This is a genomic window from Cognataquiflexum nitidum, from assembly GCF_022538055.1.
Taxonomy (GTDB): domain Bacteria; phylum Bacteroidota; class Bacteroidia; order Cytophagales; family Cyclobacteriaceae; genus Cognataquiflexum; species Cognataquiflexum nitidum.
In genome coordinates this window covers 1-14087 of the sequence record NZ_JAKZAM010000019.1, presented here as the reverse complement: position 1 = coordinate 14087, position 14087 = coordinate 1, and the positions used below count along the sequence as shown (strand labels likewise).

The following is a 14087-nucleotide window of genomic DNA, read 5'->3' as shown; positions in this document are numbered from 1 at the left end:
AGAACCTTACTTTTTTATTTACCCCTGATTTTAAGCCTTACTTTTATAACTATTCTACACTTATTATTATTTACAAAATTGTATGTTACCAAACGTAATTTCTAAATCTATTATCCTTGAGGATGGTAGAGAGATCATTATTGAAACAGGCGCATTGGCAAAACAAGCCGATGGAGCAGTTGTTGTCCGCATGGGAAAAGCCATGTTGCTGGCCACTGTTGTTTCTAAAAAGGAAGTAACCGAGGGAGTTGATTTTCTTCCGATGTCTGTCGATTATCAAGAAAAATTTGCTGCATCCGGTAAGATCCCCGGAGGTTTTTTGAAAAGAGAAGGAAGGCTTTCCGACTATGAAATATTGATCAGCCGGATAGTAGACAGGGCTATCAGACCTATATTTCCCGATGATTATCATGCTGACACCCAAATTGGCATAACATTGATGTCTGCAGATTCAGAAGTTCTTCCGGATTGTCTTGCAGGTCTTGCCGCCTCGGCTGCTTTAGCAGTATCCGATATTCCTTTTAATGGACCGATTTCTGAAGTAAGAGTTGGAAAAATTGACGGAAAGTTGATCATCAATCCTACACCAGCCCAGTTAGAAGTTGCTTCATTGGAGTTTATAGTTGCAGGTTCTGAAGAATATATTCTGATGGTAGAAGGTGAAGCTAATGAAATATCTGAGGATGAAATGGTAGAAGCCCTTCAGTTTGCCCATGAAGAGATAAAGAAACACTGTATTATTCAGAAGGAACTGACTATTGCTGTTGGAAAAGAAAAGAAAAGAGAGTACAACCACGAAAAGTCAGATATTGCATTATATGAAAAAATGCATGCTGAATTATACGGGAAATGTTATGAGGTAGTGGCAAAATTGATTGCCAATAAATCAGAAAGATATGATCTAATTAAAGCAGTTAAAGAGGAATTTGTTGCTTCTCTTGGGGAGGAGCATGGTTTTGAAGCTAGCCTTATTGGTCCATATTTTTCAAAAATCCATAAAGAAGCAGCCCGAAATCTGACTTTGAATGAGAAAAAGAGATTGGACGGTAGAAAACTGAATGAAATCAGGCCTATATGGTCGGTAATCGACTATTTACCTTCGGCTCATGGGTCGGCAGTATTCACTAGGGGTGAAACCCAATCCATTACCACTTGTACTCTAGGTACCAAGATGGACGAGCAGATGATAGATGGTGCAATGATTTCAGGATATAACAAATTCTATCTTCACTATAATTTCCCTGGTTTTTCTACAGGTGAAGTAAAGCCTAACAGAGGAGTTGGAAGAAGGGAAGTTGGTCACGGCAACCTTGCTATGAGAGCTTTGAAAAAAGTCCTTCCTTCAGGTGATGAGAATCCATATACAATCAGAATTGTATCTGATATTTTGGAATCAAATGGATCGTCTTCCATGGCTACAGTTTGCGCAGGTTCTTTGGCCTTGATGGATGCAGGGATTCAGATCAAAGCCCCGGTAACTGGAATAGCAATGGGAATGATCTCTGATGCAAAAACAGGAAAATATTCCATTCTTTCCGATATTTTGGGAGATGAGGATCATTTGGGAGATATGGATTTCAAGGTTACTGGTACCGAAAAAGGAATCACAGCCTGTCAGATGGACCTTAAGGTAGAGGGCCTTGATTATAGCGTTTTGAAAGAAGCTTTGTATCAGGCCAAAGAAGGCAGGCTTCATATCATGGATGAAATAAAAAAGACCATTTCGGCACCTAAGCCTGATCTCAAGCCACATACTCCAAGGTCATTTATGATGAGTATTCCTAAGGAGCTTATCGGGGCAGTGATCGGGCCAGGAGGAAAGGTCATTCAAGAAATCCAAAAAGATACCGGAGCCACGATCATCATTGAAGAAAAGGATAATATGGGAAAAATCAATATTTTCTCAAACAATCAGGAATCAATGAATGCCGCTATTTCAAGAATCAGGGCTATTGTTGCCCAACCGGAAATCGGAGAAACTTACACTGGCAAAGTAAAGAATATCATGCCATTTGGAGCTTTTGTGGAATTTATGCCGGGTAAAGATGGTTTGCTTCACATTTCTGAGATTAAGTGGGAAAGACTTGAGAATATGGAAGGTGTACTCGAACCGGGTGAAGAAATAATGGTTAAACTTATCGATGTGGATAAAAAAACAGGAAAATTCAAACTTTCCAGAAAAGTATTATTGCCAAAACCAGAAAAATCTGATAAAAACGACTAAGTTCAATAGAGTATTTATTATTTTGAACTTTGTTTATTTGGATTCCTGTTATTAATTGAATCGTAACTGAAAATTTATTCTTGAATGAGGCAGCTAAAAATTAGCAAACAGATTACCAACAGGGAAAGTCAGTCCCTTGATAAATATCTACAGGAGATTGGAAAAGTAGATCTATTGACAGCCGATGAGGAAGTGGTTCTCGCAAAAAGAATCAGAGAGGGCGATCAATTGGCTTTAGAAAAACTTACAAAGGCCAACCTCCGATTTGTTGTTTCTGTAGCCAAACAATATCAAAACCAAGGCCTTTCATTGGGTGACTTGATCAATGAGGGAAACCTCGGTTTGATCAAAGCAGCCCAAAGATTCGATGAAACAAGAGGTTTTAAGTTTATTTCTTATGCTGTTTGGTGGATTCGGCAGTCTATCCTTCAAGCTTTGGCGGAACAATCAAGGATTGTAAGGCTCCCCTTAAACAGGGTAGGTTCATTGAATAAGATAAGTAAAACGTTCAGTGAACTTGAACAGAAGTTTGAAAGAGAACCTTCTCCGGAGGAATTGGCTGAAGTCCTTGAAGTGACTGCAGCTGAGGTGGTAGATACCATGAAAATCTCCGGTAGACATGTATCTATGGATGCTCCTTTTGTTCAGGGGGAAGAAAATAGTTTGTTGGATGTCCTTGAAAATGATGGGGATGAAAAACCGGACGACGGATTGATGACTGACTCACTTAGGAAGGAAGTACAGCGTGCACTTTCAACACTGACACAAAGAGAAGCTGATGTCATCACTCTTTATTTTGGTTTGAACGGTGAGCATGCAATGACTTTGGAAGAAATTGGTGAGAAATTTAACTTGACCAGAGAAAGAGTTAGACAAATTAAAGAAAAGGCAATCAGGAGGTTAAGACATACCTCTAGAAGTAAAACATTAAAGCCTTACCTTGGTTAATTTTATTCTTAGAGTTTCAATAAAAATTAAAGGGGATTTATCCCCTTTTTTTGTTTAATTACCGACCAAAGCAAATATTTAAAATTAACTCCTTGAACGTCACTTCTTATAAGCTTATTAGGGAATTTTAACACCCATTAACTTTGTTGTGAAAGGGATTTTAACAAAATTTGCCAACTTCAAAAAATTCAAACAAATGACTTCCGAAATTGAAAAAATCAAAGTCTTGATAATTGGTTCGGGACCGGCCGGATATACTGCAGCCATATATGCTTCAAGGGCGGGACTAAATCCTGTTTTGTATACAGGTGGTCAGCCCGGCGGTCAACTGACAATAACTACAGATGTAGAAAATTATCCGGGCTATCCTGAAGGAATACAAGGACCTGAAATGATGGAGGACTTTAGAAAACAAGCCGAAAGATTTGGTACCAAAGTCAGATATGGAGTAGTAACCGCGGTTGATTTCACTTCGTTTCCTCGAAAAGTAATCGTGGATGACCAACATGAGGTACTTGCAGATACTATAATTATATCTACAGGGGCTTCAGCCAAATGGCTTGGGATTGAAAGTGAAACACGACTTAATGGAAGAGGAGTATCTGCCTGTGCAGTTTGTGATGGATTTTTTTTTAGAGGACAAGATGTGGCGATAGTAGGTGCCGGGGATACAGCTTGCGAAGAAGCGTCTTATCTGGCAAATATCTGTAGTAAGGTATATATGCTGGTAAGGAAAAATGAAATGCGTGCTTCTCAGATCATGCAAAGGAGGGTATTGAACAATCCTAAAATTGAAGTTCTTTGGAATACTGAAACAGAGGAAATACTCGGAGAGGATGAAGTAAAAGGTGTGAGGGTATTTAACAATGTTACTAAAGAATCTATGGACCTTTCCATTACTGGTTTCTTTGTGGCAATCGGACACCAACCGAATACAGACATTTTCAAAAATATTATCGATATGGATGAAAATGGCTACATTATGACAATTCCCGGAAGCACTAGGACAAACGTAGAAAGTGTATTTGCTTGCGGTGATGCCCAAGATCATATTTATAGACAGGCCGTTACCGCTGCAGGAACCGGATGCATGGCAGCTTTGGACGCAGAAAGATATCTTGCTGCAAAAGAATCTGCATAATTTGAAAAAATGAAAATAAAAGGTCTCTGGATATTGTTTTTTGTGTTTTTGGGCATGGGATCAATTCATTCCCATGCCCAAAATTTTCCAAAGATAATTAAGAAGAAATCCGCTGATAAACCAAAAGCAAATCCTTTATTGAGGGATTTGAGACTTTTTGATCCTGATAAATACCTGCAGGATATAACCAAATCCACTGATTCTCTATTATTTAAGGACTTTATTGAGTTAAAAAAAAGGCTCAGTATCGTAGCGGAGGATACCGTATCTCTTGATTGGGCACCTACAAACCAGTTAGTACAGGTTTCCGAACAGGTATTGATTGACAGTATTTGGGTTACTGCATTTGAATATTATTCATCATGGGATAGCAAAAAAATCAATATTTATGATTTTAACCCAAAAGAATTCAAAGACACTATTCAAATAAAGTTGTTTGATCCCTTTTTTGGAACTGATTGGAAAATGCCATTAGATGAAACCCGGATTACTTCAGAGTTTGGATTTAGAAGATATAGATGGCACCATGGGACGGATCTAAAGTTAAATGTTGGAGATCCTGTATATAGTTCCTTTGATGGTATTGTAAGGATTCGGTCTTATGATAGGAACGGTTATGGATACTACGTTGTAGTCAGGCATAAAAATGGGCTTGAGACTCTTTATGGTCATTTATCAAAATTTCGGGTCGAGGTTGGTCAGGAGGTTAAAGCAGGTGAATTAATTGGTTTGGGAGGCAATACCGGAAGAAGTACTGGGCCACACCTGCATTTCGAAATCAGGTTTCAAGGACTTTCTATCAACCCTACTGAAGTTTTTGATTTTAATTTGGGAAGCATTAAAGGCCAATACTATGATGTCACTTCATCTAGTTTTGACCATGTGATCAAAACCCAGGAGGCCATATATCATAGGGTAAGAAGTGGTGAAACGCTGAGTTCTATCGCAAGAAGATATGGAGTAAGGGTGAGCACCTTGACTAGGCTGAATGGTATTTCTACCTCTACTATCCTCAAGGTTGGAAGGAGATTAAGAGTCAAATAGGTATTTTGTATTTTATAAATCAGTTAGTACTATTACTATGAAATTGGACATCCTCGTGATTGCAGCACATCCCGACGACGCTGAATTGGCTTGTTCAGGAACCATTGCCGCACATATTTCCAAAGGGTATAAGGTTGGTATTCTTGACCTTACAAAAGGCGAAATGGGTACAAGAGGTACACCTGAAATCAGAATTAAGGAATCTGAGGAGGCTTCTAAAATCTTAGGGATTTCAGTGAGGGAAAATCTGGGTTTCAAAGATGTTTTTTTTAAAGATGATGATAGCCACAGACTTGAAATAGTAAAAATAATCAGAAAATATAAGCCTGAGGTAGTATTGGCAAATGCCATAACAGACAGGCATCCCGATCATGGGAAGGGAAGTGCTCTGGCTTCCAATGCCTGTTTTATGAGTGGATTAAGAAAAATTGAAACTACTCTAGAAGGGATTAGTCAAGATCCATGGAGACCTAAATATATTTACCATTACATCCAAAATAATTATATCAAGCCGGATTTTGTAGTTGATATAACCGATTTTTGGGAGGTAAAAATTGAAAGTATCAAAGCTTTCAGGTCCCAGTTTTATGATCCCAACAACAAAGAGCCTCAGAGTTTTATTTCATCAGCCGAATTTTTGGATTTTGTTGAGTCCCGTTCTCGGGAGTTTGGACATAGTATTATGGTCAAATTTGGAGAAGGCTTTACAGTAGAAAGAACTTTGGGGATCACGGATTTATTTGACCTCAAATAAATCCGTGGTTCAAATGCCTTTAAGGGGCTAATCTTTCGATTTTCCAAGAATCATCCTCCATTTTTTGATAGTGAATCCTGTCATGAAGCCGGGAGGACCTTCCTTGCCAAAATTCCACTTCTTCAGGGATTAGTCTGTAGCCACCCCAATGTTCTGGTCTTGTGATTGAATCTTGATTTACTTTTTTTATTAATTCTTCCTCTTTGGCCTCTAAATAAGCCCTGTCAGGAATTACCTCACTTTGCGGAGAGGCCCATGCCCCTACCTGACTCGCAAAGGGTCTTGAAAAATAATAATCATCCGATTCCTTTGGAGTGATTTTTGAAACTTTTCCGATAAACCTCACTTGTCTCTCCAATACAGGCCAAAAAAATGTGATAGCTGCAAAGGGGTTGTTCTCTAGTTCTTTCCCTTTTGCACTATTGTAGTTTGTAAAAAACACCAAACCTGTATCAACATCCTTCAAAAGAACTATTCTTGAATTAGGTTTCCCATCAGGACGAACCGTTGAAAGGTTCATGGCATTCCACTCATGTACTTTGGATTGATTAGCCTCTTCCACCCATTTCCTAAATTGATCAATAGGTGATATAGTCACCTCTTTTTCGTCAAGCGATTTCAGGGTATAGTCTATGCGTATATCTGCAAGTTTCATATGTTTTTTATATTTTCTTCTAAAATTACCAGACTTATTGCATTTATAAAATTTAGACATAACTTAAGAAAATAAACAAACACTTTTTTTTATGAGTCAAAGTTTCAAAAAAACACCTTCAGCCGGCCAACTACTGATATCTGAGCCATTTTTACAGGATGAAAATTTTGTAAGGTCCGTCATACTCATATGTGAAAATAATGAGAAAGGATCTTTTGGTCTCGTATTGAATAAGCTTTCGATATTAAAAATCAGTGAACTTGTTGAAGATTTGTTTTTTTTGGACTTTGATGTTTATGTCGGTGGACCTGTCGAACAAAATACACTTCATTTTGTGTATTCAGGGAAAGAAGCGCTTTCAGGCAGTATCCGACTTGGAGAAGATTTGTGGTGGGGAGGAGATTTTGAAGCCCTGATCCAAAAGCTCAAAAAAGGGGAGTTAAATAGTGGAAATATCCGTTTTTTTATCGGTTATTCAGGTTGGACAGAGGGACAGCTTGATGAGGAATTGGATGAAAAAACTTGGATAATCTGTGAAAAAATTAAACCTGAAAATATTTTCAATGATTCCCCTGTAGAATTATGGAGAAACATATTAAAAAACATGGGGGGTGAATTTCAGCTATTGGCAAATTATCCAATTGATCCGAGGCTAAATTGATTCAATTTTATTACTTTTGTTTTAGACGTCCTGCAAAAAAGTATTAGTTTTATTATGAGCAATGAAAAAGAAGTGTCTGAAGAAGACAAGGTGACCCAAACCAATGAAGTTATTCAAGGGGAACAGGGTATTGTAGTTATTGATGGAAAAGAGTCAGAACCTGAATCGGCCGAACATGACCCAGAAGAGGAAATTTCGGAATCAGTCGATTACTCAAATTTCACTAAGTCCCAACTTTTGTCTGCCTTAAAGCAACTTTTGGAAACAGGTAAATACCTCAAGATAGACAGTCAGGTAAATGAAATTAAATCCCATTTTGAGGAGATTTTTCATAAAGAAAAAGAATCAGCTTTAGAGGAATTTACCAATAATGGTGGTACTGCTGATGATTTTGAGTATAGGGCTTCTGAAGATGACCGGTCTCTATTTGCTACTTTCAATGAATTTCGGGAGAAAAAAATAGAATTTCTGAAAGAACAGGAAAAAAATAAAGAAAAAAACCTCATTGCTAAAAACGCAATTCTCGACAGACTAAGAGAGCTTGTAGACGGTGAGGAAACTACCCACAGCATCAACACAATCAAGCATATTCAGGATGATTGGAAGAAAATCGGTCCTGTACCTGCTGCCCAAAACAAAAACTTATGGGCATCTTTCAATGCATTGATGGACAGATTCTATGACAATAGAAGCATCTACTTTGAGTTAAAGGAGCTTGACAGGAAAAAAAACCTTGAGCAAAAACTGGAGATTTGTGAAAAGGCAGAGTCTTTGGTGGGAATGCAAGACTTAAAAGAGGCTATCAGGATTCTGAATGATCTGCATGAGGAATTCAAACACATGGGGCCTGTCCCGAGAGAAGAACAAGAAACGCTTTGGAACAGATTCAAAGCTGCATCCGATGGGGTATATTCCCGAAGAAAGGAATTTTATGATGGACAAAAGGAAAGTTTGAAAGAAAACCTTCAGAAAAAGGAAGCGCTCATAAAGAAGCTTGATGCTGAGGCTGATTATAAAGGGACCAAAATCAAAGACTGGAACAGCAAAACAAAAGAAATTTTAGCCTTTCAGAAGGAATGGGAGGTCATTGGACCCGTACCACGAGAAAATGGCAAAGAGATCAATAAGCAGTTTTGGGGCCTTTTCAAACATTTTTTCCAAAATAAAAACCACTTCTTCAAAGAACTTGACGAAATCCGTCAAAAAAACAAAAGCAAGGCCGAAGAGCTGATAGCAAAAGCAGAATCTCTAAAGGAAAATACTGATTGGCAACAAACAGCAAATCAAATGATCTCGCTTCAACAGGAGTGGAAACAAATTGGTCCAACCCCTGAAAAGGTAAGGGATGAACTTTATCAAAGGTTTAAGGTTGCTTGCGACGCCTTCTTTGAAAATAGAAGAAATTCCAATAAGCAGGTCAACAAGGAGTTTGAGATAAATTTGCAAGCCAAAGAGGAACTTATCAGTAAAATAAAAGAGGAGGGAAGGGGTAGCTCCCTTTCGGAAAGTTCCCTAGAAGGATATATTGCAAAATTCAATTCTTTGGGTTTTGTTCCAAGAAAAAACATGAAAGAAATTCTCAACAAATTCAATGAGGCTGTTGATGAATATGTGAAGAACCTTGGTTTTGCTGGGGGAGAGAAAGATGATTTCTTATTCAGGCTTAATCTAAACAAACTCCAATCGGATCCAAACAGTAACCGTGTCCTAAACAAAAAAGAACATGGGATTAGAAAACAAATCACCGATCTGGAAAATAATGTCACCTTGTGGAAAAATAATATTGAATTTTTTGCAGCTTCCAAGACCGCAGATAAGCTCAAAAACCAATTTGATGAGAAAATCCAAAAGGCTGAGAGTGAAATAGAGAAGTTGAAGAAAAAATTAACAATTCTAAAAGAATTTTAATTCACTCATAAATAAGGAGATACCAAATGTCTCCTTATTTTTTTTGATTTTCTTTTTGCACGATTGCATGATACGGCTATATTTGCACCACGATTTGAGACAACGGTCCCGGAATGTAAAATAAAATCCTACTTGTCACGATTGCTATCGGGATGACAGATTAAAAAAAATGCCTCCTTAGCTCAGCTGGTAGAGCAACTGACTTGTAATCAGTAGGTCGCTGGTTCGATCCCGGCAGGGGGCTCAAAAGGCAACAGCAATGTTGCCTTTTCCTTTTTATATCAATTTTTGGTTTTATGGGAAACTTTTATGTTTTTATACTTTATTCCAAGCTTGTTGACCAATATTACATAGGTTCCAAAGAGAATTTGGAAGTTAGAATCGACCAATATAATAGTCATTTTTTTTAAGGCGCCTTTACCAAAAGGGCAGGAGTTTGGGAAGTTTTTTATGTGATTGAATGCCAATCTTCATCACAGGCATTGAAAATTGAAAAACGCATCAAAAAAAATAGGTCAAAGAAGTATTTATTGGATTTGGCTAAGTATCCCCAAATTTCTCAAAAACTCCTTGAAAATTACAGTAAATAGAAAGACCTGTAATCAGTGGGTCGCTATCCGCGCTATCGGGACGATCCCGGCAGGGGGCTCAATTTTAAGATACTTAGAAACAATCTAGGTGGCTTTTTTCATTTAAGAGTTTTCTTAGAAAGTTTGAAAGTTCAATCCATTTAAGGTTTTCGTCCCAGATCCTGATTTAATTCTCCTCAGTTCGTTGTTCGGCTTCGATCTATAACCACACTTAAGGGATTTTGAAAGGTTCCATACTTTGAGGATAGCTTATTATTCTTTTTTATGTTTACAAATCCTGATACCGAGAAAAGGCTCAAACTTATCATTGGCCATTGGTGAAACTTGTGGAAAACTTTAAATACGAAAGATTCCCACCGACCCTATATGGAATCAAACTCTTTCAAATTCTCGCATTTTTTTCATCATGCTAACCGCTTCTTTCAATCATGAAAAGCCTATAATGTGCCAAACAAATAATCAAGTATTCTTTAACTTTATTTTTGGCATTTGTTCTATTACGCTTACCCTAACAAATAATGGTTGGGTAAAGCAAATGCGTGAACAGTAGATTTACGTCTAATGACGAGGATTTTGAACCGATAATCCCACCACAATTCTAACTTACAACATTACAGATACTCATATTTATTTATCCAATCCCAATCCTCAATATTTTTTCTTAATTTTCTGCTTTAATCAACTGATAAAAAAATGAAAAATTTATTTACCGTTACCCTTGGCCTACTGATAACACTATCTGCCTCTTTTGCGCTTTCCAGCTTTACGCACATTACCCCTGAATACTATGAGGGAAAATGGGAAGTAACAGTCTTTGACACACCTCAGGGCACAGCTACCATCCCGATGCGCTTTGAAACTGAAGAGGGCATTACCAAAGGCTTTTTTATCGAAGACGCATCCGGTACAGAGAAGGAAATGACTTCTGTCACTATAACTGGTGACAATTTGGTTGCGTATTTCAATATCGCAGGATATGATGTCTACATTAGTATGGTAAAAAAGGATAGCGATGTGACCTCTGGTTCGTTGATGGATATGTTTACCGCTGAAGGAAAGCGAGTATAGTAATTAAAATATCAAGTAATCAAATTTCAGTACATAGCCCTTTGAATTTTTTATGAATTTCGAAGGTCTTTCTTAGTATCAATTAGCTAAAGGTAATTGTAAAGACCATTTAGCAAAAACTTTCAGAACTATATTTGGTGATCCATCCTGGAACTTAAAAGGGTAGCAAAAGCTACCCTTTTTTCATTTCGGCCTATTTCAATTTTTTGTAAATAATCGGTATATTGATTATTGGTAAAACCAATCAAAACTTTTTTTCAATCCACCAATAACCAGCCGTGCCTCAAAACCTCAAAACTCCGGGAATTTACATTGAAGAAAAAAATGTCTTCCAAGGTTCTGTCGTAGAGGTCTCGTCTGCATTACCCGCATTTATCGGATATACCGAAAAGGCCTCTCACAGCGGTAAATCACTTATAAATATCCCCACAAGGATTAGCTCCTTTGCGGAATATATAGAATTATTTGGCGGTGCTTTTAATCCATTATTCAAACTTGAAACACCACAAGACGGAGATAGAAGTAAGGTTATTATTGGAGATACTGAATTTGCTATAAAATATGCGGAGGACAACCATCTACTTTTTTATAACAGCATTAGACTGTTTTATGCCAATGGGGGAGAGACTTGTTATATAGTAGCAGTGGGTACTTATGAGGGAAAAGATTCCCTAAAGATTAATAAGGATCAGCTTTTGGGTTACGGCAAGGATGAAAATGGTAAACCTATTGCTGGGGGTTTGCGCTCATTGGAAAAAGAACATGAACCTACCATGGTGGTTATACCGGAGGCGGTTTTATTGGGGAAGGAATGCTATGAGGTTTACAAGCAAGTCTTGATACATTGTGGTGAAATGCAAAACAGAATCGGGATTTTTGACCTCTTTGATGGATATAATAGTAGAGAAGATGGATACGATCCTATTGATTTTTTCAGAGAGAATATAGGGACGGATTTTTTGAGTTATGCTGCTGCTTATTATCCATGGCTTTATACCACATTGGTCCAAAAAGGTGAAGTGAGTTTCAAAAATCTTGATCCTGAAATAGATTTGGAATCAATTCTTCCTGAGTCAAATGCCCAAAAATTGATATTGGAATTTCCAAAGAATGAAGCTGATTTTAGAATTGCCTTTCAAATAGAATTTCCCAATATTTCACAAATACCTGAGGTTGCTCTTAATGACTTTGTCAATCAGAAAAAAGACCACTTACACTTGGGCTTGATGGCAACAAGTCCAACATATGGCTCAATTTTGGAAGAAATAAGAAGATTGATGAATTTATTGCCAGCTGCCGCAGCTTTGGCAGGTGTATATACGATGGTGGACAATAACAGAGGAGTTTGGAAATCGCCTGCAAATGTTTCCCCGAATGCTGTGATTAAACCTGCTGTGGAGATATCCCATGAAGAACAGGAGAACTTAAATGTACATGTTTCGGGAAAATCAATCAATGCGATCAGGACTTTTCCAGGTGTAGGAACTTTGGTTTGGGGTGCAAGAACCCTAGATGGTAACAGCCTCGACTGGCAATATATCAATGTCAGGCGAACAATCATTATGCTCGAGCAATCTATTAAGCTTGCACTGAGAGCTTATATCTTTGAACCCAATGATGTCAATACCTGGACGACTGTAAAAAGTATGATTGTAAATTTCTTGACCGAAAAGTGGAAGCAAGGTGCATTGGCAGGGGCATCTCCTGAGGATGCCTTTGATGTTCAGATCGGCTTGGGCGCAACGATGACAAGCTTAGATATTCTTGAAGGTAAGATGCTAGTATCGGTGAAATTAGCCATTGTCAGTCCTGCGGAATTCATCGTAATCACTTTCAAACAACAAAAACTTTAAATTAAAACGGTAACTTAAATAAAATTAATCCCAAAAACATGGCAGGAGAAGCAGAAGATAGCGATTGGCCCTTACCCAAGTTTTACTTCAAAGTAGATTTGGGAAGCACCACAGACGTTCCTTTTCAAGAAGTAAGTGGATTGGAAGTTACTGCACAGCCCATAGAATACAGCCATGGAAATAGCCCCGTATTCTCTACAATCAATATGCATGGAATCGTCAAAAACAACAATGTGACAATGAAAAAAGGTGTATTTGTGAAGGACAATAAGTTCTTTGATTGGTACACCAAGATCAAAATGAACACGGTCGAACGTCAAAATATCGTCATCAAATTATGTGACGAAGGAGGAAATCCAACCATGACCTGGACTTTAGCCAATGTTTGGCCCACAAAAATCATTTCAACGGATATGAAATCTGATGCCAATGAAGTGGCTGTGGAAATCATTGAAATTTCACATGAGGGGCTTACAATTGCTAACGGTTAATCAGCATGGATACCTCAAGTTTCCTTACGGAAGGGTATATACCACCAACTGCTTTCTATTTTGAAGTAGTTTTTATAGGAAACGGAAACTCCAAGATGGACAGCAGTTTTCAGGAGGTTTCTGGCTTAAAAGTTACAGTAGAAACAATGGTAAAAAAGGAAAGTGAGGACAATATTTTTGTCCACCACCTTCCCAAATCCATCAAATACGATAATCTAGTGCTCAAAAGGTGCCTTATGAAAGGTTCAGAACTTGAAAAATGGTGTAGAGATGCAATAGAGAATTTTGAATTTAAGCCATTGGATATCAAATTGAGTTTATTATCCTTCAATTCAGAAGGAGTTGGATCTCATATTCCGATCCAGCTTGCGGCATGGTCTATTGAAAAGGCATATCCTATTTCATGGGAACTTGCACCCACAGGATCTGGGAAAAATGAATTTACGATAGAGACCTTGACTTTGAAGTATAGAAAGTTTAGTAAAACCTTTTAGATTATTTTTCAAATTTTCGGATATTCTAAAAACCCTAAAAAGGATAAACCTTCAAATCAATCCCCCAAATCAACGGCAAAAGGTAATAAGTAAACAAGGTGATCACGAGAATAGAAACAATATTCATCCACAAGCCGGCTTTGGCCATATCGGGAATCCGGAGATAACCCGATCCAAATACCACGGCATTGGGCGGTGTCGCTACAGGCAGCATAAAAGCACAACTCGCGGCCATCGTCGCACCGACCATCAATCC

Annotated in this window: 13 protein-coding genes and 1 tRNA gene; 12 read left to right on the top strand and 2 right to left on the bottom strand. The window is 37.9% G+C overall.

Annotated elements, in window-relative coordinates; translation table 11 throughout:
• Positions 1-82: 82 nt before the first annotated feature.
• The 5 genes from pnp to bshB1 all read left to right on the top strand — a co-directional run bounded on the left by pnp (position 83) and on the right by bshB1 (position 6111).
• On the top strand, positions 83-2224 hold the full coding sequence (gene pnp / locus MMU07_RS13450; protein WP_241126394.1) for a polyribonucleotide nucleotidyltransferase: 2142 nt from the start codon (positions 83-85) through the stop codon (positions 2222-2224).
• A gap of 84 nt (positions 2225-2308) precedes the next feature.
• Positions 2309-3172, top strand: a complete 864-nt coding sequence (locus tag MMU07_RS13445) for a sigma-70 family RNA polymerase sigma factor (protein ID WP_113922161.1) — start codon at positions 2309-2311, stop codon at positions 3170-3172.
• 196 nt (positions 3173-3368) lie between these two features.
• Positions 3369-4313 (top strand): thioredoxin-disulfide reductase, encoded by a 945-nt coding sequence (trxB, locus tag MMU07_RS13440; RefSeq protein WP_241126393.1) that lies wholly within the window; start codon positions 3369-3371, stop codon positions 4311-4313.
• Positions 4314-4322: 9 nt separating this feature from the next.
• Positions 4323-5357 carry a peptidoglycan DD-metalloendopeptidase family protein gene (locus MMU07_RS13435; protein WP_241126392.1) on the top strand — a complete coding sequence of 345 codons (1035 nt, stop codon included), beginning with the start codon at positions 4323-4325 and terminating at the stop codon, positions 5355-5357.
• A gap of 37 nt (positions 5358-5394) precedes the next feature.
• The gene (gene bshB1 / locus MMU07_RS13430) at positions 5395-6111 is read left to right on the top strand and encodes a bacillithiol biosynthesis deacetylase BshB1 (RefSeq protein ID WP_241126391.1); all 717 of its coding nucleotides are present in this window, start codon (positions 5395-5397) and stop codon (positions 6109-6111) included.
• 19 nt (positions 6112-6130) lie between these two features.
• Here bshB1 and pdxH read toward each other — a convergent pair whose 3' ends face one another.
• The gene (pdxH, locus tag MMU07_RS13425) at positions 6131-6766 is read right to left on the bottom strand and encodes a pyridoxamine 5'-phosphate oxidase (RefSeq protein ID WP_241126390.1); all 636 of its coding nucleotides are present in this window, start codon (positions 6764-6766) and stop codon (positions 6131-6133) included.
• 91 nt (positions 6767-6857) lie between these two features.
• Here pdxH and MMU07_RS13420 point away from each other — a divergent pair, with 91 nt between their 5' ends.
• From MMU07_RS13420 to MMU07_RS13390, 7 genes are all read left to right on the top strand, one after another.
• Complete coding sequence (locus tag MMU07_RS13420) at positions 6858-7427, top strand: YqgE/AlgH family protein (RefSeq protein WP_241126389.1); 570 nt, start codon at positions 6858-6860, stop codon at positions 7425-7427.
• A gap of 54 nt (positions 7428-7481) precedes the next feature.
• Entirely contained in the window at positions 7482-9335 is a 1854-nt protein-coding gene (locus tag MMU07_RS13415) for a DUF349 domain-containing protein (protein WP_241126388.1), read from the top strand.
• A 171-nt stretch (positions 9336-9506) separates the two neighbouring features.
• Positions 9507-9579 (top strand) — tRNA-Thr (locus MMU07_RS13410).
• 1039 nt (positions 9580-10618) lie between these two features.
• Entirely contained in the window at positions 10619-10993 is a 375-nt protein-coding gene (locus tag MMU07_RS13405; RefSeq protein ID WP_241126387.1) for a hypothetical protein, read from the top strand.
• A 278-nt stretch (positions 10994-11271) separates the two neighbouring features.
• Positions 11272-12846, top strand: coding sequence for a phage tail sheath family protein (locus MMU07_RS21780; RefSeq protein ID WP_241126386.1), 1575 nt, complete (start codon positions 11272-11274; stop codon positions 12844-12846).
• 38 nt (positions 12847-12884) lie between these two features.
• Positions 12885-13337 carry a phage tail protein gene (locus MMU07_RS13395; RefSeq protein ID WP_241126385.1) on the top strand — a complete coding sequence of 151 codons (453 nt, stop codon included), beginning with the start codon at positions 12885-12887 and terminating at the stop codon, positions 13335-13337.
• Between the two features lie 5 nt (positions 13338-13342).
• Positions 13343-13831, top strand: coding sequence for a phage tail protein (locus MMU07_RS13390; RefSeq protein WP_241126384.1), 489 nt, complete (start codon positions 13343-13345; stop codon positions 13829-13831).
• Between the two features lie 34 nt (positions 13832-13865).
• On the opposite strand, the gene MMU07_RS13385 is transcribed toward MMU07_RS13390, so the two are convergent.
• Positions 13866-14087: anion permease (locus MMU07_RS13385; RefSeq protein ID WP_241126383.1), on the bottom strand; the 222-nt coding region annotated here is incomplete at its 5' end.

Coding starts and splice junctions, on each gene's coding strand:
- pnp (WP_241126394.1), top strand. CDS start 83: ATGTTACCAAACGTAATTTCTAAATCTATTATCCTTGAGGATGGTAGA.
- MMU07_RS13445 (WP_113922161.1), top strand. CDS start 2,309: ATGAGGCAGCTAAAAATTAGCAAACAGATTACCAACAGGGAAAGTCAG.
- trxB (WP_241126393.1), top strand. CDS start 3,369: ATGACTTCCGAAATTGAAAAAATCAAAGTCTTGATAATTGGTTCGGGA.
- MMU07_RS13435 (WP_241126392.1), top strand. CDS start 4,323: ATGAAAATAAAAGGTCTCTGGATATTGTTTTTTGTGTTTTTGGGCATG.
- bshB1 (WP_241126391.1), top strand. CDS start 5,395: ATGAAATTGGACATCCTCGTGATTGCAGCACATCCCGACGACGCTGAA.
- pdxH (WP_241126390.1), bottom strand. CDS start 6,766: ATGAAACTTGCAGATATACGCATAGACTATACCCTGAAATCGCTTGAC.
- MMU07_RS13420 (WP_241126389.1), top strand. CDS start 6,858: ATGAGTCAAAGTTTCAAAAAAACACCTTCAGCCGGCCAACTACTGATA.
- MMU07_RS13415 (WP_241126388.1), top strand. CDS start 7,482: ATGAGCAATGAAAAAGAAGTGTCTGAAGAAGACAAGGTGACCCAAACC.
- MMU07_RS13405 (WP_241126387.1), top strand. CDS start 10,619: ATGAAAAATTTATTTACCGTTACCCTTGGCCTACTGATAACACTATCT.
- MMU07_RS13395 (WP_241126385.1), top strand. CDS start 12,885: ATGGCAGGAGAAGCAGAAGATAGCGATTGGCCCTTACCCAAGTTTTAC.
- MMU07_RS13390 (WP_241126384.1), top strand. CDS start 13,343: ATGGATACCTCAAGTTTCCTTACGGAAGGGTATATACCACCAACTGCT.